Source organism: Brevundimonas staleyi (genome assembly GCF_041893865.1).
Classification (GTDB): Bacteria; Pseudomonadota; Alphaproteobacteria; order Caulobacterales; family Caulobacteraceae; genus Brevundimonas; species Brevundimonas staleyi.
Window position 1 is genome coordinate 2,294,831 of sequence record NZ_CP169082.1, and the last position, 20,555, is coordinate 2,315,385.

Consider the following 20,555-nt stretch of genomic DNA (forward strand, 5'->3'; position numbering starts at 1 on the left):
GGTCCGAGGAAGCCTCAGACCTGCATGATCTCAACTTCCTTGGTCTTCAAGGTCTCGTCGATGCGCTTGATGGCCGCGTCCGTGTCCTTCTGGACCTCGGTCTCCATCTTCTTCTGTTCGTCCTGGCTGATCTCGCCCGCCTTCTCGGCCTTCTTCAGGTCCTCGTTGGCGTCGCGGCGCACGTTGCGGACGGCGATCTTCTGCTGTTCGGCATATTTCCCGGCCAGCTTGACCAGGTCCTTGCGGCGCTCTTCGGTCAGGGGCGGCACCGGGATGCGCAGGGTCTGGCCATCGACGATGGGGTTCAGGCCCAGGTTGGCGTTGCGGATGGCCTTCTCGACCGCCGAAACCATGCCCTTATCCCAGACGCTAACCGAGATCATGCGCGGCTCGGGCACGCTGATGGCGGCCACGGCGTTCAGCGGCGAGGCCGAGCCATAGGCCTCGACCCGCACGGGCTCCAGCAGGCCGGCGTTGGCGCGTCCGGTGCGCAGACCCGAGAATTCTTCCTTCAGCGCGGTCACGGACTTGTCCATGCGGTCGCGGTAGGTCTTCAGATCGGGCTTGGCCATGGTCGTTTCTTTCGTTTCTGGAGGGTCGCTCAGGCGGCCGGAGGAGTGTCGGAAATCACGGTGAAGGCGCCCTCGCCGCTCAGCACGCGGCGGAAGGATCCCTCCTCCCGAATGGAGAAGACCACGATCGGGATGCCGCTGTCGCGCATCAGGGCGACGGCCGAGGCGTCCATGACCTTAAGATCCTTCGCCAGGACCTCCTGATAGGTCAGGGTATCGTAACGGGTCGCCTTCGGGTCCTTCTTCGGGTCGGCGGTATAGACGCCGTCCACGCTGGTGCCCTTCAGCAGCGCGTCGCAGCCCATTTCGGCGGCGCGCAGGGCGGCGCCCGAATCGGTCGTGAAGAAGGGCGCGCCGACGCCGGCGGCGAAGATCACGACCCGGCCCTTCTCGAGGTGACGCAGCGCCCGACGGCGGATGTAGGCCTCGGCTACGGCCGGCATGGTCAGGGCGCTCTGGACCCGCGTCTGCACGCCGATCTTCTCGAGCGCCGCCTGCATGGCCAGGGCGTTCATGACGGTCGCCAGCATGCCCATCTGGTCCGCCGTGGCGCGATCCATGTCGCCTGCCGCCTTCGACAGGCCGCGGAAGATGTTGCCGCCGCCGATGACCAGACAGATCTCGACGCCCTCGCTGGCGACGCTGGCCACGGCCGCGGCCACCTCGGCCACCGTGTTCATATCGATGCCATAGGGCTGGTCGCCCATCAGCACCTCGCCGGACACCTTCAGAAGGACGCGGCGATAACGAAACTCGGCGGGCATGGGCATGGGAAATCCTGCGGCCGGCGGAATCGGCCTGGAAGCTTATAAACGAAGGGCGCGTCCGGCTTCAAAGCCGAACGCGCCCCTGCCTTAGAGCTTCGTCATCCTCGGGCCAAGGAGCGCAGCGACGCCCGACCCGAGGAAAGTATGGTTAGGCTTGGCCGGCCATCATCGAGGCGACTTCCGAAGCGAAGTCCGGACCCTCGACCTTCTCCACACCTTCGCCCAGGGCCAGACGCACGAAGCCGGCCAGGTGCAGGCCCGGAGCGCCCAGTTCCTTGCCCGTGTCGGCGACCAGCTGTTCGATGGTCAGGTCCGGGTTCATGACGAACGGCTGCTTGGTCAGCACCACGTCCTTCTGGAACTTGGCGATCTGGCCGTCCACGATCTTGGCGATCATGTTTTCCGGGCGGCCTTCTTCCTTGGCCTTCTCGGTCAGGACTTCGCGTTCCTTCTCGATGGCGGCCGGGTCCAGGTCGTCCGTGTTCAGCGACAGCGGGGCCGTGGCGGCGACGTGCATGGCGATCTTGCGGCCCAGCTCGCGCAGGGCGGTCTTGTCGCCGCCGCCGTGCAGGGCGACCAGCACGCCGATGCGGCCGACGCCCGGCGACACCGCGTTGTGGACGTAGGAAGCCACGACGCCTTCATCGACCGACAGGCGAGCCGCGCGACGCAGCTGCATGTTCTCGCCGATGGTGGCGATCATGTTGGTGATCTCTTCCTGGATCGAGTTGCCGTTCTCCAGCGTGGCGCCGTGCAGGGCCTCGACGGTGTCGTGCTCCAGGGCGCGGGCGGCGAAGGCGTTGGCGGCGTTCTGGAACAGTTCGTTGCGCGAGACGAAGTCCGTTTCGGCGTTGAACTCGATGGCGGCGCCGACTTCACCCTTGCCTTCTTCCTTCGAGGCGACGGCGACCAGGCCTTCCGCGGCGACGCGGTCGGCCTTCTTGGCGGCCTTGGACAGGCCCTTGGCGCGCAGCCAGTCGATCGCGGCGTTGATGTCGCCGTCGGTCTCTTGCAGGGCCTTCTTGCAGTCCATCATGCCGACGCCGGACTTGGCGCGGAGTTCCATAACGAGGGCGGCGGTGATCTCGGCCATTTCTGGTCTCCTGAGGTCTTGAAATACGTGTGCGGCCGGGTGTTACCCCGGCCGCGTGTCAGTTTCGCGGTCGGTCCGTCACCGGACCGGATCCGGATCAGGCGTTGGTGGTCTCTTCGGCGGCTTCTTCGCCCGAAGCGGCCAGGATTTCCTCGGCGACGGCCTCGGCGCCCTCGGGGGCGGCGTCGGCGGCGACGGGGGCCGAGGCTTCACGCAGCATCGGCTCTTCCGGGTTGATCGAGGCGCCCAGATCGACACCGGCGTTCGAGGCGCCGGCGGCCAGGCCGTCCAGGACGGCGTCGGCGATCAGGTCGCAGTAGGTCTGGATGGCGCGGGCGGCGTCGTCGTTGCCCGGGACCGGATAGGTGATGCCGTCCGGATCCGAGTTGGTGTCCAGGATGGCGATGATCGGGATGTTCAGCTTGCGGGCTTCCTGGATCGCGATCGATTCCTTGTTGGTGTCGATCACGAACATGATGTCCGGGATCGAGCCCATGTCCTTGATGCCGCCCAGCGACAGTTCCAGCTTGTCCTTCTCGCGCTGCAGCGTCAGCAGCTCCTTCTTGACGCGGCCTTCACCGCCGCGCTCCATCAGGGCTTCCAGTTCGCGCAGACGGGCGATCGAACCCGAAACGGTCTTCCAGTTGGTCAGCGTGCCGCCGAGCCAACGGTTGTTCATGTAGTACTGGGCGCAGCGCTTGGCGGCTTCGGCGACCGGCTCTGCGGCCTGGCGCTTGGTGCCGACGAACAGGACGCGACCGCCCTTGGCGGCGACTTCACGCACGGCCACCAGAGCCTGGTGGAACAGCGGCATCGTCTGCGACAGGTCGATGATGTGGATGTTCGAGCGCGCGCCGAAGATGTAGCGCTCCATCTTCGGGTTCCAGCGGTGCGTCTGGTGGCCGAAGTGGGCGCCCGCTTCGAGCAGGGTACGCATGGAGAATTCAGGCAGAGCCATCTTTGGAAGTCCTTTTTCCGATTATTCCGCCGCAGACGGTGAAAGGACCGGCTGGTCCCTCGGAACGGAGCGACCAGGATTTCTCCCTGAGCGCGCCACGCCTGCGTGTGAAGTGGGCGGGCATATAGTCGGGAAGACCCGAAAACGCAAGCGCAGCCGCCCTCAGGCCGGATGGGGCTCCAGCCGGATGTCGCGCACGGCCTCCAGCACGCCGTCAGACCCACGCTTCAGCCGCATGATGCCGGACCCGCCCCGCAGCTCCTGACACCGCCGATAGGCCTCATCGACGCCGAACTCCCCGTCGAAGACCGCATCGTCGATATAGTAGGGCCGCCGCCCCGGCTCGCCGACGAACAGATGCACATGCGCCGGCATCGACATGTCCGGATAGGGGGCCGGCTTGATGCTGTCGAAGGCGTAGCGGCCGTCGGCATTCGTCTTGACCCAGCCGCGCAGCCGCCCGTGCCGCCGGCTCCAGACCGTATCCGGCGCCCCGTTCGCATAGAGGCCCTCGGCGTTGGTGTGATGGGCGTAGACGATGACATTCGGCGCGGGCGTGAAGCCATCGACCGCGAAGACCTGTCCGCTCAGCCGCATCCGCTCGCCCGGCTCTGTCGCTCCCGCCAGGGTCGCCGTCCACGACAGGCCCGCCGGGTCGGTCTCGGCCACCGCCTCGCAGCCTTCGCAGGCGTAGAGGTCGGGCCGCACCTGAAACTCGCCCGCCTCACTTGTCGCCGAGGTCGCTCGTGAACAGGCCGCCGCCAGCGCTCCCGTCGCCGTCAGACCCAGCGCGAACCCGCGTCGATCCATCGTCCTCTCGCCCTCCGGCCGTTCAGCTTGGCCCTGAGGCTGAACCCGTCAGTTCGCCGCCGCAAGGGCGACCAGCATCCGGTCCATGACCTCGGTCACCGAACCCGCCGTCGAAGGCCGGTCGTTGGCGTAGACGGCGAACACCAGCATCCGCCCGCTCGCCGCCGTCAGGAAGCCCGCCAAGGCATTCACTCCGTTCAGACTGCCGGTCTTGGCGAAGATCTTCCCCTCCAGCGCCGTACCGACGAACCGCCGCGACAGCGTCCCGTCCCGCCCGCCGACCGGCAGGCTTGCCCGCCACGCCTCGCCCCAGGGCTGGCTCATCGTCCAGCGCAGGAAGTCCGCCGCCGCACGAGGGCTGACGCGGTTGTAGACCGACATGCCCGACCCGTCGTGCAGGTCGAACGCCGCGCGCGTCACCCCCGCCTCGGCCATCTCGGCCTCGACCAGGGCCAGACCGTCGGCGCGCGATCCCGTCCCCTCGATCAGCCCCAGCCGCCGCAGCATCAGCTCCGCATGCAGGTTCTGGCTGTTCTTGCCGATGCGCTGGAGACTGAGGCTCAGCGGCCGCCGCGCCAGTCGTGCGACCTCGACGCCGTCCTCGGGCTCCCGCTCGGCCGCACCGGTTCGCGCCGCCGGGTCGTCCGACAGCGCCAGAGGTCGATGCCGCGCCCTAGCCTCGCCCTCGACCAGCACGCCGCGCTGTTCCAGCAGCCGCCGAAACCGCAGGGCTGCCGTCTCCGCCGGATCGTCGATCCCGATCCGCAAGGTCAGCGGCGCCGACCCGACGGGCAGCCGCCCATACAGTCGCACCACATCCGACCCCGGCTGGCGCTCCAGCCGCAGGTCGCCCTCGCCTTCCGCCGCCGTGGCCGCTGCGTTCTCCAGCATCAGCAGGTCGTCGCCCGCCCGCCAGTTCGCCCGCACCGGCGCGCCCACCGCCTCGCCCGGCGCGACCTCGGCCACCACCACATTGTCGTTCACGGTCAGGGCCGAGACCGCCGTCCCGAAGGACGTCTGCATGTCGTCCCAGCTCCAGCCGGGCCCCCAGCGCTCGTCGGGATAGAGCCGGTCGTCGCCGACGACGTCATCGACCCGTCGGATCCGCGCCGCCACTGCATCGGCCAATTCCGCCAGACAGGTCTCGACGCAGCCCGGTCCGTCGCCCAACAGGGCATCCCCCGCCCCGACCAGAACCACATCGGGCGGGCCCTCCCTGTCCGGCTCCAGCCGCACCGAGGTCCCGTCGTCGCCGGGCGCATCCAGCCCTTCCAGCCGCGCAAAGGCCGTCGCCGTGACGAAGATCTTGGTGTTGGACGCCGGAACGAAACGGTCGTCCGCCCGCACCGACGCCACCGTCTGTCCATCCGTCGTGATCGCCAGCAAGCCCCAGCGTGTGCCGCCGAGGCCGGGATCGTCCAGCAGGGCGACCGCTGGCGGCTCGCCCCCACCACCCACGGACGCGCAGGCCCCAAGCGACAGCGCGACCGCGACCAGCAGACCGCGCACGCCCCCGGTCACGCCACGCCGCCCGGCGTCAGATCTGGTGCAGCCCATCGAACCGCATCGTCGGCGTCACGCTGAACGGTGCGATATCGCTCAGGCAGCGCACATTGACCGCGACGTTCACCTTGCCGTCCGGTCCCGCGCCCTCGCCGTGGGTCTCCACGCCGCAGGTCTTGCATAGGAAGTGGCGGATCTTCCTGGTGTTGAAGAGATACTCCTGGATCGCCTCCTCACCCTTGGTCAGCCGAAACGCCTCTGGCTCCACGAAGGTCAGCCAGACGCCCGTGCGGAAACAGTGGGTGCAGTTGCACTCCATGACCATCTCGAGGTCCGTCTCGACTTCGAAGGCCACGGCCCCGCAGTGACAGCTCCCCGTATGAGTCTCGGCCATGGCCCCTCTCCCGATCAGGCGTCTTCCAGCATCAACACGCCGGGCGCCGATTTCAACGCGCCCCTGAGCGCTCCGTCCAGCCGGTATCGGCCGGGCAATCTCATCTCGACCTCGCGCCGTCCGTCCAGCGAGGCGATCAGGGTGATCTCGCCTCCCTTGCCTTCCGCTTTCGCTCGTTCCAGTCGGGCCTGCAGGGCCGAGGCGTCGGTCGATCGCGCAGACACATGGACCCGCAAGCCCGCCGAGGCGTCGTCGACCAGCGTATCCAGCTTTGACACCCCGTCGCCGAAGAACCGCACCTCGCCGTCCGAGGACTTGGCCCGCACCCGGACCATCAGATGGGCGCCGACCTCCAGCATCTCGCGCGAGGCCCGAAGCTGTTCCGGCGGGAACAGGCATTCGAACTCGCCGGTCGGGTCGGAGAAGGTGACGAAGGCGAACTTCTCGCCCGACTTGGCGCTGGCCCGTTCCTGACGACGGCGCACGACGCCCGCCATCATGAAGGCGTCGTGGCCCTGTTCGGCGCGCTGCACCGCCTCGGCGACGAAGGTCACGCGCTTGCGACGCAGCGCGCTCTCCATGTCCTCCAGCGGATGGCCGGACAGGTAGAAGCCGACCGCCGACAACTCCTGATCCAGCCGTTCCGGCCCGACCCAGGGCTCGACATTCTTCAGGCGCGGCCGCGAGGCCCCGGCCTGATCGGCGCCGAACAGGGATTCCTGCAAGGAGTTCCGGTCCGCCGCCACGCTCTGGCAATAGGCCATCAGCACATCGGCCTGTTCGAACAGCTGGCGCCGGTTCGGGTGGATGCTGTCGAAGGCGCCGGCCCGCGCCAGACCTTCCAGCGCCCGCTTGTTGACCGCGCGCGGATCGACCCGCTCCAGGAAGTCGAAGATGTCGGTGAACCGCCCGCCGGTCTCGCGCACCTCGACCAGATGCTTCATGGCCTCCAGGCCCACGTTTCGGATGGCGCCCAGGGCATAGAGAACCGCCCCCTTGCCGTCCTCCCAGCGCACGTCGAAGTCGGCCGAGCTCTCGTTCACGTCCGGCGCCCGGACCGGGATCTCGAACTTGCGCGCATCCTGATAGAAGACCGCCAGCTTGTCGGTGTTCGACAGATCGAGCGACATCGAGGCGGCGAAGAACTCGACCGGGTGGTTCGCCTTCAGCCAGCCCGTCTGATACGAAATCAGGGCGTAGGCGGCGGCGTGGGACTTGTTGAAGCCGTAGCCGGCGAACTTGGCCACCAGTTCGAAGATCGAGTCCGACTGCTGTTCCGGAACCGACTTCTCGGACGCGCCCTTGATGAAGCGCGCCTTCTGGAAGTCCATCTCCTCCTTCTTCTTCTTGCCCATGGCGCGGCGAAGAAGGTCGGCCTCGCCCAGCGAATAGCCGGCCAGGATCTGGGCGATCTTCATCACCTGTTCCTGGTAGATGATGACCCCATAGGTCTCGGTCAGCACCTCCTTCAGCGAAGGGTGCAGATAGTCGACCTCGGCCCGGCCGAACTTCCGGTCGATATAGGTGTCGATCATCTCCATCGGTCCAGGCCGGTAGAGGGAGATCAGGGCGGTGATCTCCTCGATGGAGCCGCAGCGCATCTTCCTCAGGGTGTCGCGCATCCCCTGGGATTCCAACTGGAACACCCCGACCGTCTGGCCGGACGCCATCAGCTCGTAGGTCGCCTTGTCGTCGAGCGGCAGCTGGTTCCAGACCGGCGCCGCACCCCGCCGGGACAGATAGCCGTAGGCCCGGTCCAGCGTCGTCAGGGTCTTCAGGCCCAGGAAGTCGAACTTCACCAGACCCGCCGGCTCGACCCACTTCATGTTGAACTGGCTGGCCGGGATGGTGGACCGCGGGTCCTGATACAGCGGCACCAGTTCGACCAAAGGACGGTCGCCGATGACGATGCCGGCGGCGTGGGTCGAGGCGTTGCGGTAGAGGCCTTCAAGCTCCAGCGCCGTGGACAAGAGGTTCGCCACCGACTTCTCGGCGTCGCGCGCCTCCCTCAGGCGCGGCTCCAGATCGATGGCCTGGGCCAGGGTCGTGGGATTGGCCGGGTTGTTCGGCACCATCTTGCAGAGCCGGTCGACCTGACCCAGCGGCATCTGCAGCACCCGACCCACATCGCGCAGCACGGCCCGCGCCTGAAGCGTGCCGAAGGTGATGATCTGGGCGACCCGGTCCTTGCCGTAGTGCTCCTGCACATAGGTGATCACCTCTTCCCGCCGCTCCTGGCAGAAGTCGATGTCGAAGTCGGGCATGGAGACGCGTTCGGGGTTCAGGAACCGCTCGAACAGCAGGCCGAACCGCAAGGGATCCAGGTCGGTGATGGTCAGGGCCCAGGCGACCAGCGACCCGGCGCCCGACCCCCGCCCCGGTCCGACCGGGATCGAATGGGTCTTCGCCCATTTGATGAAGTCCGACACGATCAGGAAATAGCCGGGGAAGCCCATCTGGACGATGATCCCGACCTCCCACTCCAGCCGGTCCCAGTATTCCTGCTCCGGCACGGCGGGCGTGACCTGTTTCAGTCGCGCCTTCAGGCCCTCCTTGGCCTGGTGCATCAGCTCGTCGGGCTCGGAGCGGCCGTCGCCGGTGTCGAAGCGCGGCAGGATCGGCGGGTGGGTCTTGACCAGGAAGGCGCAGCGTTTCGCGATCTCGATGGTCGTGTCGCAGGCCTCGGGCAGGTCGGCGAACAGGGTCCGCATCTCGGGCGCGGACTTGAAGTAGTGCTGGTCGGTGATGCGGCGCCGGTCTTCCTGACCGGTGAAGGCGCCGTCGGCGATGCACAGCAGGGCGTCGTGCGACTTGGCCTGATCCCGCTTGGCGTAATAGGCGTCGTTGGTCGCGGTCAGGGGGACGTCGTGGGCATAGGCCCATTCGACCAGACCGCGCTCGGCCGCCGCCTCGTCCGGCAGGCCGTGGCGTTGCAGTTCGACATAGAAGCGGTCGCCGAAGACCTGAGCCATGGCGGCCAGGGCCTCGGCCGCCTCGCCCGGCTTGTTCTGCACGAACAGGGGATCGACCGGACCGTCCGGACCGCCGGACAAGAGGATCAGCCCCTCGGACAGTTCCGCGACCCGGCTCCAGGCGACGTTCGGCTCCTCGTCCCCGGCCAAAAGGAAGGCTTCGGACGACAGGGCGCAGAGGTTTCGCCAGCCGGTCTCGCTCTGGCAGATCAGGACGACGGTCGGGATCTTGGACCAGCGTTCGGCCCGTTTGCCGCCGATGCCGGTGACCGGCAGCGCACAGGCGATCAACGGTTGCACCCCGACGCCCTTGGAGGCCTCGGAGAACTCCAGCGCCCCGAACAGATTGACCCGGTCGGCCACGGCGACCGCGGGCATGCCCGCATCGGCCGCCAGCTTCCCGACCTTGCCCGCCTTGATCGCGCCTTCCAGCAGCGAATAGGCCGAGCGGACCCTCAGATGGACGAAACCGGTCTCTGCGGGCGTGTCGGTGATGGCCGTATCCTCGAGGACAGGCCGGAGGCGACTCATCTCGCCAGCAGGGCGACCTGCCACACCATCCAGACAAAGCCGCCGCACGATGCAAGCGACAGCGTTTCGCGGAAGACCTTGGACATGTGCTTATCCCCAGATGGATCGTTCTGGGTATGTTCTATGTTGCGGATTTGTTCTCGTCAACATTCAGGTCGCAAAGTTTATGAGCTGATCATCGAACCTTTCGAGCTCATCGACGAGCGCTCGAGCGGCACCAGCCTCCTCCCGGGGACCATTGAGGGACCTCACTTGCCCTCGGGGCTTGTGCGCAACATCGCCCCTATCCTTACCGTAGCTATTTGCCGCTCCTGTCAGGGTTGGTTGCAGATCATCAATCAGGAAACCTGCGCTGCAGCCCAATTTTTGCAGCGCATCGAGCTTGATGCCGTTGTTCTCATCAACCTCTTTTCTCGCTCGTTGAGCGCATCGTTCGATCTGTTGCGTAAATCTAGCTGAGTCCATGCCTAGGGTAGAGCTTTGCTCCTCTTCGGAACTCCAACGCATAAGAATGAATAACAAAGCTCGACTTATCTTCTGATCGACTTTCCAAAGTCGAACCGCCTCATCGACCGCATACTGTACGCGGGCTTCAATGAAACCTTCGATCTCGGCATGAACTAGTAGCTTGAAGGCTGCGATACTATCGAGCTCATCGGAATTAGGCTCCCTATCTAAAGGCACATCAAAGCCTACGAACTTACGTTCCAACTCTAAGATACGCGCCCGAAGAGCTGCTAGTTCGACACTAGCCATCTATCTGATGCGAAACACAGTTGCGTCGTATGTCAGACCCAGGATCTTGGCTAGTTCGCCGCCCCAAACTGAGAGCCTTGTTTCCATGGCGTGCGGCGTTTTCGTAGTCTGCTCAATCGAGCGTTTGAATTCGCTATCGCCATCTAAAAGTTTCTTAAGGAGATCCACCGTCTCCTTTTTATGAACAATAGCTGAGTCCGCTATTGAAGCTTCCGCATAAAATCGCGTGATGCAATCGAATATCGCTCTATTCATTCGACGCTCAAATGCTTGACCATTCCACTTTCGGAAAGGCTCACCGTCGAAGACTTCCAGCGCTACGGAAAGCGCTTGATCCAACCGCTTGAAGATTTGCTCGGCCTCAGAACGCCGACCTTCCCAATCCTCATTAAAATATGCGACCGGTCGATCGAGAAACGCTTTAAAATCACCCCCATAGTCGGGATAGTATTTCTCAAGCGCGACAAATCTGAGCACGAGTTCTGAATCGCGCATTCTTCGATCTAGAGACGAAAATCCTAACGCCGAGCGAGCAATCTCACTCCCCTCAAGATAGTCGTCAACGAAGGTGAGGAACGGACCTGGAATCAGAGCGCGCCGCAGCTCTTGCGCCGACAAAGGCAGGCTTCCACTATTTAGACGGTCGAATATAACATAAAGGAAATACTCGTTCGGCCAGTTGCGGACGACAACAGTTCGAATCGGGGCGTTCTCGAAGAAATTTGCATCGTTGGGTGACTTTTTCTTTAAGTCATCAAACGACATTCCGTTCAGATCTGTTCTTATAGTTAAGCCTCGAAGCTTGAAATTTCGAGGCGATTCCTTCGAAACAAAATCGAACAAGGTGGACAGTCTCTGCTTTCCATCGATAACGATGAACTGTCCTCGACCCTTCTTATGTTCAGCCAAGACAACATTGGGGATCGGAAGGCCAATGATCAAAGACTCTATGAGTTGACTGCGTCGACGAGGATCCCACGCGGCTCTGCGTTGAAAATCAGGGTCCAACTCGACGTTGCCACGCTCGATCTGTTGCACAAGCGTTGAGACCGTCCAGTCAGTGTTGAAAAGCACCGCCTCAGATGGATCGCCCATCTTATCGCGTGGGAGATCGCTTTCTTCTTCCTGCTGGTCCAGCGGGAGCGTCTCGCTGTCATCAAACAGATCAGCCAAATCGATAGGGTCGGTCATGCCCCCTTTTATGATGGACATCACCGATTCATCAAATGCGCCCTACCCCCGCGACCGCTCCACGTTCTCCACGTTCGGATTGGCCCGCAGCGCCGCCATCAGGCTGGTCGCGTGCTTGGCGTCGGTGACCTCGACGTCCAGGTCCACGTCGAAGAAGTCCGACTGCCTGTGGGCCATCTTCAGGTTCATGATGTTGCCGCCGGCCTCGCCGATGACCGTGGCGACCTGACCGAGCACGCCCGGCGCGTTCTGGATGGTGGCGCGCAGGCGGGCGACGCCGACGGCGCCCTGTTCCGCCTGGGGCGTCCATTGCAGGTCCTGCCAGACGCTGTCGTCGTCGGCGAAATCGGCCAGCTTCTGGCAGTCGATGACGTGGACGGTCAGCCCCTTTTCGGGCTCCAGGATGCCGACGATCCGGTCGCCCGGCACGGGCGTGCAACAGGCGCCGAAATGGATCGAGACGCCGGGCGTCAGGCCCCCGCCACGCACGAACAGCCGCGCCTGAGCGTCGCCGATCTTCTTCTTGTCGGTCGAGGAGGTCAGCGTCCCCTTCAGCGCCGGGAACAGGGTCTCGACCACCTTGTTGGCCGTCAGCCGCCCGCGCCCGATGGCGTCGAACAGCTCCTCTTCGTTCGGCACCGCCAGGGTCTCCAGCGCCGGCTTCAGCTTGACGTCGGCCAGGGCCTTGCCTGCCCGCGACATCGCCTGTTCCAGCGTCGTCCGGCCCAGTTTCTGGAACTCGTCCCGCTCCGACGAGCGGATATGGCGGCGGATGGCCGAGCGCGCCCGGCCGGTGACCGTCAGGCTGCGCCAGTCCGCCGGGGCCTCGCGCTTCTTGCCGCGAATGATCTCGACCACGTCGCCGTTCTGCAGCGCCGTCCGCATCGGCTTCAGCTCGCCGTTGATCTTGACGCCCACGGCCGTGTCCCCGACCTCGGTGTGGACCGCATAGGCGAAGTCCAGCGCCATCCCGCCGCGCGGCAGGGTGATCAACGCCCCCTTGGGCGTGAAGACGAAAACCTGATCTAGGTACATCTCGAGCTTGGCGTGCTCCACCCAGTCCTCGCCCCCTTCCCCGTGCTCGATGACCTGCACGAGGTGACGCAGGTTCTGCAGGGGGTCGCGCCCGCCGTCCTTGGCCATCGCCTCGCGGTCCAGGCCGTAGGACTGGTTCTTGTAGGCCCAGTGCGCCGCGACCCCGTCCTCGGCCACCCGATCCATGACCTCGGTGCGGATCTGCATCTCCAGACGCAGGCCCCCGGAGCCCACGACCGTCGTGTGCAGCGAGCGATAGTTGTTCGACTTGGGCGTGGAGATGAAGTCCTTGAACCGCTCGGGCACCATGGGCCAGGCGCGGTGGATGACGCCCAGCGCGCGGTAACAGTCGTCCTCGGCCTCGACTAGGACGCGGAAGCCGTAGATGTCGGACAGGGACGAGAAGCCCACCGACTTTCGCTGCAACTTCCGCCAGATCGAATAGGGCGTCTTCTGCCGGCCATAGACCCGCGCCGGGATGCCCGCTTCGGACAGAACCTGCTGAACCTCGGCGGAGACCACCTCGGTCGCCTGACCGTGCTCAAGCTTCAGCGCCTCCAGACGCCGCTCGATGGCGGTACGGGCCGTGGGGTTCAGATGCTCGAACGCCAGCTCTTCCAGCTCGGAGGCGATGGAGTGGATGCCGATCGACCGGCCCAGCGGCGCATAGACCTCCAGCGTTTCTCTGGAGATACGCTCGCGCTTCTCCGGCTTGACGTATTTCAGCGTCCGCATGTTGTGCAGACGGTCCGCCAGCTTGACCAGGAGCACCCGCACGTCGCGGCTGATGGCCAGGATGAATTTGCGCAGGTTCTCGGCCTGGCGCGTGTGCTCGGCCTGAAGCTCCAGGCGGCTCAACTTGGTCACGCCCTCGACCAGAACCGCGACCTCCTCGCCGAACATGCGGGCGATGTCGTCGCGCGTGGCCGAGGTGTCCTCGACCACGTCGTGCAGCAAGGCCGTGACGATGGTGGCGGTGTCGAGCTTGTAGTCGGTCAGGATGCCCGCGACCTGGATCGGGTGGGCGAAATAGGGGTCGCCCGAGGCCCGCAACTGCGAGCCGTGCATCTTCATCGCATAGACATAGGCCCGGTTCAGCAGGGCCTCGTCGGCGACGGGGTCATAGGCCTTGACCGCCTCGATCAGCTCGAACTGACGCAGGATCGGAACGCGTTTCGCCGCCGGCTGCTGCGAAGCGGCCGACGGCGAAGCGGTGTCATTGGCAATGTCGTTCGCCGGCGGGGTCGTACCGGCCCGCGCCGGGAGGATGGTGATACCGTTGGCGGGTTCCGCCGTCAGTAGCGTTCCTCCTGGCCGCCGTCGCGGTCGCTTTGCAGCGCGCGGATCAGTTCGGCTTCGGCCATGTTCATGTGTTGCGGCTCGGCCAGCAGAGCGACGACTTCGGCCTCGTCCTCGGCTTCCGTGCGCTCGTCGACGCGTTGCAGGGCGACGACGACGGTTTCCTTCAGCTCTTCCGGAGCGACGGTGTCCTCGGCGATCTCACGCAGAGCCACGACCGGGTTCTTGTCGTTGTCGCGATCGAGCGTCAGCGGAGCGCCGTTGGCGATGGCGCGGGCGCGGTTGCCGGCCAGCAGGACCAGACCGAAACGGTTCGGCACCTTCTCGATGCAGTCTTCGACAGTGACGCGAGCCATGGGAATCCTTCGGGGTCGGCGGGAGAACCGCGCCCAATACAGCTAAGGGCCTATTTGTGCAACGCCACAGACTTACGCAAGGAGGGCGGCGGTTTTGGGGCGGCGGGACCCTCAGGGCACCCGCTGCGCCGTCGGATAGGCGATGATCAGCACCAGATCCTCGTCCCCGACCTGGGTGATGCCGACATTGCCGCCGTCGTACAGATAGGCCGTGTCGCCCGGTCCCATCCGCGTCGTCACCCCGTCCGAGATCACGTCGCCCTGGCCGCTGACGACGTAATAGACCTCGTCGTGGGCGATGACGTGCAGACCGATGGACGAGCCCGGGTGCATGACCCGCTTCCTGAACTCCATCGCCCGGTTCGGGGCGACGTCGGAGATGCGGTATGCGGTGCTCATCCCCGTGCCGTTATGCGGCGGGACCTGTCTCACCATCGTGTCCGCCTCGCGGATGACCAGACCCACGCCTGCGGGCGGAGAGGCCGGCGTCGTCTGTATTGCGGCGACCATCAGGGCGGCGATCAGCATGAAATGTCTCCCGGTGTCATTTCCGGGATCAACTCACGCGAAGCGGCTCAGCGCAAGGGATGGGCGTCGCGACCGACCGTCGCGAACCCGGCCAGGGCCGAGGCCCGCGCCCCACTGGATGGATGCCGCCACTCCGGCGCGATCTCCGCGATCGGTCCCATGACGAACAGCCGGTCTGCCGCGCGCGGATGGGGCAGGATCAGCCCCTCGCAATCCCCCTCCTCTCGCCCATAGGCGATCAAGTCGAGATCGAGCGTCCGGGGCGCATTGGCGGTAGAGCGGCGGCGCCCGAACATCTCCTCGATCCGGCCCAGGGTCGCCATCAGCGCATGGGGATCGTGGGCGGTCCGCACGATCGCGACCCCGTTCAGGAACGGCGGATCGGTCGGGTCGGGCCAGGCCTGGGACGCCCACCAGGATGAGCGCGCCAGAATGTCGATACCCTCGCACCGGAACCGCGCCAGCGCGGCCTCCAAGGCTTCCCGGCACGAGGCCCACAGCCCCTTGTCATTGCAGCCCAGGGCGACGATGACGGCCGCATCCAGATCCAGGTCCTCGTCGATATTGACGCGGACCGTCTCAGGGCCTGGGACCATTTCCGGGGACGCGATTTCCATGAGACTCTATCCGAACGAGCGCCTGGCCCTCTTCATCGACGGGTCCAACCTGTATTCGGCGACCAAGGCCCTGAACGCGGATCTCGACTTCAAGAAGATGGTCGACGCCTTCCGGGCGAAAGCCGTCCTGGTTCGCGCCCACTATTACACGGCGGTGACCGAGGGCGAAGAGTTCTCTCCCATCCGCCCCCTGATCGACTTCCTCGGCTACAACGGCTTCACGGTCGTCACCAAGCCGGTGAAGCGGTTCACAGACGCCCAGGGCCACACCCGCACCAAGGGCAATATGGACATCGAGATCGCGGTGGACATGCTGGAACTGGCCCCCAACCTCGACCACGCCATCCTGTTCTCCGGCGACGGCGACTTCCGCCGACTGGTCCAGGCGGTTCAGGCCAAGGGTGTCCGCGTTACCGTCGTCTCGACGCTGAAAAGCCAGCCGCCGATGATCGCCGACGACCTGCGGCGTCAGGCCGACGACTTCATCGAACTGGCCGACCTGCTCCAGGACTACGGCCGCACGCGCAGCCCCGCGGCCTCGCCCACGGTCCGCACCTTCGATTAGGCGACTGTTGTTCGCCGGACACACCGAATCGGCGAGTCCGCTTGACGCCCCGTCCGACCGGAACGGTGCGGCGTAGCTTCCGTTCTGGGGATCAGAGGGAGCTGTTGAATGTCCAGGAAAACGAAGAAGACCCCGCTGTTCACGACGGGCGAACGGATGGTCGCCGGTCTCGCCATCGTCACCACGATCGTGCTGACGCTGTCGATCCAGGTGATCCAGTCGATGACGCCGCCTTCGCTGGGTCTCTACGACGCTAACCCGGCCGCCGTGGTCGCCATTCCGAACGTCATCGACGCCCGACCGGCCATCTGATCGTCAGCCCTTGTCGCGCAGCAGACGGGCCTTGTCCCGCGCCCAGTCGCGTTCAGCCGAGGTCTCGCGCTTGTCGTGCAACTTCTTGCCCTTGGCCAGGGCGATCTCGAGCTTCGCCTTGCCGTCGTCGTTCAGATAGAGCTTGATCGGGATGATCGTCTGACCGTCCTTCTGGACCGCCCCGATCAACCGATCGATCTGCTTCCGGTGCAGCAGCAACTTCCGAGGCCGGCGCGGCTCGTGATTGAAGCGGTTGGCCTGGGCATAGGGCGGGATGTCGGCGTTGATCAGCACGATCTCGCGCCCCTCCACCGAGGCATAGCTCTCGGCGATGTTCGCCCGCCCCATGCGCAGGGCCTTGATCTCGGTCCCCAGCAGCATGATCCCGGCCTCGAGATTGTCCTCCAGGAAATAGTCGAACCGCGCCCGACGGTTTTCCGCGATGACCTTGGCCTTGGTGATCGGCGCGCATTTGGCCGCGGCGGCCTTTTCCTTGCTGGTCGCCATCTAGAGACCCGCCGCCGCCATCGCCGCGTCGATCGCCGGCTTCGCCTCCTCGCAGGTCGGAACCAGCGGCAGGCGCATCTCCTCGGTGCACAGACCCAGCTTCGCCAGGGCGTACTTCGCCGGCGCCGGAGAGGCATCCAGGAACAGGGCCTTGTGCAGACCGATCAGACGATCCTGCCACGACCGGGCCGTCGCGAAATCACCGGCGGCGAGCGCGTTGTAGAGCGCCACCATGGCTTCCGGCGCCACATTGGCCGTCACCGAGATCAGGCCCACGCCGCCGTGCGCCATGTAGCCGAGGAAGCTGTGGTCGTCGCCCGAGATCAGGTCGAACTGACCGGCCTGAGACACGATGTTGGAGTGCATCCAGCTGGCCCGACTCATGTCGCCGGTCGCATCCTTGATGGCGACAATGTTGGGGTGCTTCGCCAGTCGCGCGACGCTCTCGTTCGACAGATCGACGCCGGTCCGGCCGGGCACGTTGTAGATGATCTGCGGCAGTTGCACCGCCTCGGCCACCGCCTCGAAATGGGCGACCAGACCCGCCTGCGAGGGCCGGTTGTAGTAGGGTGTCACCACCAAAGCCCCGTCGGCGCCGCAGGCCTTGCCGTGGGCGGCCAGATAGATCGACTCATAGGTCGCGGGCGAACCGGCGCCGGCGATGACCTTGATCCGGCCCGCCGCGACACGAACGCACAGGGCGGTGACCCGCTCGTGCTCCTCGATGGTCAGTCCGCCGCCTTCTCCGGTGGTGCCCACGGCGACGACGCCGTGAATGCCGGCGGCGATCTGGCGCTCGACCAGACGTTCCAGCGCGGCTTCGTCCACGTTTCCGTCACGAAGAGGTGTGATCAGGGCGGTGATCACGCCCTTGAACAAGGGGGCGGTCATTGAAACAAGAATACCTTGCGAGGGGGATGGGCGACGGGCGCCTGAAACGAGACGCAAGAGGGTAGGTTGCCGGGCTCCAACCCGCAACCGGGATGAATGGGGATAGGACATTTCATGATCGCGACCAGCCTCGCGGCCGCTCTGGCCGTTCTCGCCCCCGTGCCCCAGACCGCCTATCTGAACAGCCAGCCGACCCCCTATGTGGCCGGTCAGTCCAGCCAGGGCGGCTATCAGGCCCGCGTCCTCAGCGACGCCGACACCGCCTCCTTCCGCCAGGGTCTGGCCGCCGCCCGCGCCCGCGACGTGATCGGCACGCGCGCCGCCATCTCCCGCATCGGCGATCAGACCGCCCGCAAGCTGGTGGAATGGGCCCTGGTCGACACCTCGGCCGCCCAGCTGTCCTACAGCGAGCTGGTCAACGACGTTCAGTCCCTGCGCGCCTGGCCTCGCGCCGACGCCCGCATCGCGGCGGGCGAACAGGCGCTGGAACGCGCCGGCATGGGCGCCGACGCGACCGTCGCCTTCTTCGGCTCCTCGCGCCCAACTACGGTCCAGGGCGCCATGGCCCTGGCCGATGCGCTGGAACAGCGTGGCCGCTCCGACGAAGCCCGCCTTCTGATTCAGGAGTGGTGGCAGACCCAGTCCTTCGACGAGGCCAACCAGACCCGCATCCTGAATCGCTGGGGCTCCAGCCTGACCCAGCGCGACCACGATGCGCGCCTGAACATGCTTCTGTCGGGACCGCACGGCCCGGCCACCCGCGCCATGTTGAACCTGGCCTCGCCCGAGCGCCGGACCATCGCCAACGCCGTGATGACGCTTCGCAGCGCCTATTCCCCCGATGCGGTCGTCGCCTCCCTGTCGGCCTCCCAGGCGATGGACCCGAACGTCGTGCTGGAGCGCGTCCGCATCCTGCGCTCGTCGAACCGCCAGTCGGAAGGCTTCGCCCTCCTCGCCGCCCTGCCCGCCGCCCCCCTGCACTCGGACGGCCAGAACACCCTGTGGTCGGAGCGCCGCAACTATTTCCTCGACGCGCTCGAGCGCCGCAACTGGCGGGCCGCCTATGACGCCATGGCCGGCCACGGCTTCCCGTCCGGCGAGCGCAAGGTCGATGCCGAGTTCTTCGCCGGCTGGGTCGCCCTGACCAAGCTGGGCGATCCCGCCCGCGCGGCCCAACATTTCGAGATCCTGCGCCAGTCCTCCTCGACCCCGATCACCCAAGGCCGCGCCCTCTACTGGCTGGGTCGCGCTGCCGAGGCGCGCGGCGACCGCGCCGCCGCCCAGAATTTCTACCAGGGCGGCGCCCGCCACATCCAGACCTTCTACGGCCAGTTGGCCGCCGAGAAGGCCGGGATCACAACCCTGACCCTGCCGGGCGAACCCGTCCCGGGCCAGGGCGACGTCGCCTCATTCGAGGCCAATGAGGTCGTCCGCGCCGCGCGCATCCTGGGTGAAACAGGCGAGATGACCCTCTATCGCGTCTTCGCCTACCACCTGGACGACACCCTGCCGGGCATCAACGACCTGGCCCTCCTGATGGACATGACGCGCGGCTACGGCGACGGCTTCGGCGCCATGATGGTCGGCCGCGCGGCCAGCCAGCGTGGCTTCCTGATGCCCGAACGCCAGTATCCCATCCGCATCCCGCCGGAGGTGGCCGGCGCCGCCCCCCTGCCCTTCACCCTGGCCATCACGCGTCAGGAATCCAGCTTCGACCCTCGCGCCCGGTCCCACGCCGACGCGCGCGGCATGATGCAGTTCCTGCCCGCCACCGCCTCGGGCGTCGCGCGTCGTCTGGGCATGTCCTACTCGGCCGAACGCCTGTGGGACCCGGACTACAACATGACCCTGGGCAGCTATCACCTGGGCGAGCTGATGAGCCAGTTCCGGGGCTCCATGCTCTTGACCACCGTCGGCTACAACGCCGGTCCGGCCCGTCCGCCTCAGTGGGTGGCCCGTTGCGGCGATCCGCGCGGCGGCGTCGCGGGCGGCGGAGTCGATCCGGTCGACTTCATCGAGTGCGCCCCCTTCACCGAGACGCGCAACTACATGATGCGGGTGATGGAGAACATGGCGGTCTACAAGGCCCGGCTGAACAACGGCTCGGCGCCCCTGACCACCTCGTCGGACATCGCGCGGGGCGCCGGCGGGCCCCAGCCCTACCAGCCCTGATCGACGATCAGGGCTTCAGCAGGCCGATGAACAGGGCGTCCAGCATGGTCGCCGTCAGGGTCTTGTGATCGACCCAGTCGAAATAGGGCTTGGTGATCACCAGGGACACGATGCCGTGCGACCCGGCCCAAAGCGTCTGCGCCGAGGCCTTGGCGTCGCCGCGCAGCCGACCGGCGGCGGCGGCCTGTTCCACGATGGCCTCGAACGCCTTGAACAGCTCGCCGCCCAGCATCTGGGCCGCGCTCTGGGCGCCGTCCCGCGCCTCAACTGGTCGGGTCAGATAGGTCAGGCGATAGGCGTTGGGGTTCTCGAAGCCGAAGTCGACATAGGCCTCCATCAGCTTCCTCAGCACCACCTCCGGCGGGCCGCCCTCGGCGACCACCACCGCATTGGCGGCCTGCAAGCGCGCGAACGCCAGCCGGCAGATTTCGTGCAGGATTTCACTCTTCTCGGAGAAGTGCATGTAGAGGGCCGTGGACGACAGCCCGACCTCGTCCGCGATCTTGCGGATCGTCGCGCCCTCGTATCCGACCTCGACGAAGATCCGCTCGGCGGCCGCCAGAATCTCCGCGCGACGCGCGTGACCTTCCCCCTTCGGCTTGCGGGTCGAACGTGTTGAGGACGTTACGGATTCAGCCGACACGCTGAGCTCCCTGAAGGCGATCCGGCGCACCAACGGGGTCCGCCTCGACCCTGAATAGCCGCATTGCCCGGACGACGCCAACC

At 65.9% G+C, this 20,555-nt stretch carries 20 protein-coding genes; 3 read left to right on the forward strand and 17 right to left on the reverse strand.

Annotated features, from left to right (window positions below; translation table 11 throughout):
• Positions 1–14: 14 nt before the first annotated feature.
• From frr to folK, 14 genes are all read right to left on the reverse strand, one after another.
• Positions 15–572 carry a ribosome recycling factor gene (gene frr / locus ACETK8_RS11650; RefSeq protein ID WP_374036097.1) on the reverse strand — a complete coding sequence of 186 codons (558 nt, stop codon included), beginning with the start codon at positions 570–572 and terminating at the stop codon, positions 15–17.
• A gap of 29 nt (positions 573–601) precedes the next feature.
• Positions 602–1,342 carry a UMP kinase gene (pyrH, locus tag ACETK8_RS11655; RefSeq protein WP_374036098.1) on the reverse strand — a complete coding sequence of 247 codons (741 nt, stop codon included), beginning with the start codon at positions 1,340–1,342 and terminating at the stop codon, positions 602–604.
• A gap of 145 nt (positions 1,343–1,487) precedes the next feature.
• A complete protein-coding gene (tsf, locus tag ACETK8_RS11660) occupies positions 1,488–2,432 on the reverse strand; it encodes a translation elongation factor Ts (protein ID WP_374036099.1) in 945 nt (314 codons plus the stop codon).
• A 97-nt stretch (positions 2,433–2,529) separates the two neighbouring features.
• Positions 2,530–3,390 (reverse strand): 30S ribosomal protein S2, encoded by an 861-nt coding sequence (gene rpsB / locus ACETK8_RS11665; protein ID WP_374036100.1) that lies wholly within the window; start codon positions 3,388–3,390, stop codon positions 2,530–2,532.
• Between the two features lie 162 nt (positions 3,391–3,552).
• Positions 3,553–4,200, reverse strand: a complete 648-nt coding sequence (locus ACETK8_RS11670) for a hypothetical protein (RefSeq protein ID WP_374036101.1) — start codon at positions 4,198–4,200, stop codon at positions 3,553–3,555.
• A gap of 48 nt (positions 4,201–4,248) precedes the next feature.
• Positions 4,249–5,721 (reverse strand): D-alanyl-D-alanine carboxypeptidase/D-alanyl-D-alanine endopeptidase, encoded by a 1,473-nt coding sequence (gene dacB, locus ACETK8_RS11675; RefSeq protein ID WP_374036102.1) that lies wholly within the window; start codon positions 5,719–5,721, stop codon positions 4,249–4,251.
• Positions 5,722–5,737: 16 nt separating this feature from the next.
• Positions 5,738–6,097 carry a GFA family protein gene (locus ACETK8_RS11680; RefSeq protein WP_374036103.1) on the reverse strand — a complete coding sequence of 120 codons (360 nt, stop codon included), beginning with the start codon at positions 6,095–6,097 and terminating at the stop codon, positions 5,738–5,740.
• 14 nt (positions 6,098–6,111) lie between these two features.
• Positions 6,112–9,564: a DNA polymerase III subunit alpha gene (dnaE, locus tag ACETK8_RS11685; RefSeq protein ID WP_374039394.1), complete on the reverse strand. Its 3,453-nt coding sequence runs from the start codon at positions 9,562–9,564 to the stop codon at positions 6,112–6,114.
• A gap of 186 nt (positions 9,565–9,750) precedes the next feature.
• A complete protein-coding gene (locus tag ACETK8_RS11690; protein WP_374036104.1) occupies positions 9,751–10,356 on the reverse strand; it encodes a hypothetical protein in 606 nt (201 codons plus the stop codon).
• On the reverse strand, positions 10,357–11,547 hold the full coding sequence (locus ACETK8_RS11695) for a DUF262 domain-containing protein (protein ID WP_374036105.1): 1,191 nt from the start codon (positions 11,545–11,547) through the stop codon (positions 10,357–10,359).
• 42 nt (positions 11,548–11,589) lie between these two features.
• On the reverse strand, positions 11,590–13,656 hold the full coding sequence (locus ACETK8_RS11700) for a RelA/SpoT family protein (protein ID WP_374036106.1): 2,067 nt from the start codon (positions 13,654–13,656) through the stop codon (positions 11,590–11,592).
• Positions 13,657–13,877: 221 nt separating this feature from the next.
• The gene (rpoZ, locus tag ACETK8_RS11705) at positions 13,878–14,237 is read right to left on the reverse strand and encodes a DNA-directed RNA polymerase subunit omega (RefSeq protein WP_374036107.1); all 360 of its coding nucleotides are present in this window, start codon (positions 14,235–14,237) and stop codon (positions 13,878–13,880) included.
• Positions 14,238–14,348: 111 nt separating this feature from the next.
• Positions 14,349–14,765: a cupin domain-containing protein gene (locus tag ACETK8_RS11710; RefSeq protein ID WP_374036108.1), complete on the reverse strand. Its 417-nt coding sequence runs from the start codon at positions 14,763–14,765 to the stop codon at positions 14,349–14,351.
• Between the two features lie 47 nt (positions 14,766–14,812).
• Positions 14,813–15,361 carry a 2-amino-4-hydroxy-6-hydroxymethyldihydropteridine diphosphokinase gene (folK, locus tag ACETK8_RS11715; RefSeq protein WP_374039395.1) on the reverse strand — a complete coding sequence of 183 codons (549 nt, stop codon included), beginning with the start codon at positions 15,359–15,361 and terminating at the stop codon, positions 14,813–14,815.
• Between the two features lie 19 nt (positions 15,362–15,380).
• Between folK and ACETK8_RS11720 the strand changes: the two genes are divergently transcribed.
• Positions 15,381–15,947, forward strand: coding sequence for an NYN domain-containing protein (locus tag ACETK8_RS11720; protein WP_374036109.1), 567 nt, complete (start codon positions 15,381–15,383; stop codon positions 15,945–15,947).
• Positions 15,948–16,055: 108 nt separating this feature from the next.
• A complete protein-coding gene (locus tag ACETK8_RS11725; RefSeq protein ID WP_374036110.1) occupies positions 16,056–16,259 on the forward strand; it encodes a hypothetical protein in 204 nt (67 codons plus the stop codon).
• Positions 16,260–16,262: 3 nt separating this feature from the next.
• Here the strand turns inward: ACETK8_RS11725 and smpB are convergent, their stop codons facing one another.
• The gene (smpB, locus tag ACETK8_RS11730) at positions 16,263–16,766 is read right to left on the reverse strand and encodes an SsrA-binding protein SmpB (RefSeq protein ID WP_374036111.1); all 504 of its coding nucleotides are present in this window, start codon (positions 16,764–16,766) and stop codon (positions 16,263–16,265) included.
• Positions 16,767–17,657 carry a 4-hydroxy-tetrahydrodipicolinate synthase gene (gene dapA, locus ACETK8_RS11735; protein WP_374036112.1) on the reverse strand — a complete coding sequence of 297 codons (891 nt, stop codon included), beginning with the start codon at positions 17,655–17,657 and terminating at the stop codon, positions 16,767–16,769.
• 114 nt (positions 17,658–17,771) lie between these two features.
• Here dapA and ACETK8_RS11740 point away from each other — a divergent pair, with 114 nt between their 5' ends.
• On the forward strand, positions 17,772–19,829 hold the full coding sequence (locus ACETK8_RS11740) for a transglycosylase SLT domain-containing protein (RefSeq protein WP_374036113.1): 2,058 nt from the start codon (positions 17,772–17,774) through the stop codon (positions 19,827–19,829).
• Positions 19,830–19,836: 7 nt separating this feature from the next.
• Here ACETK8_RS11740 and ACETK8_RS11745 read toward each other — a convergent pair whose 3' ends face one another.
• Entirely contained in the window at positions 19,837–20,472 is a 636-nt protein-coding gene (locus ACETK8_RS11745) for a TetR/AcrR family transcriptional regulator (RefSeq protein ID WP_374036114.1), read from the reverse strand.
• Positions 20,473–20,555 lie beyond the last annotated feature (83 nt).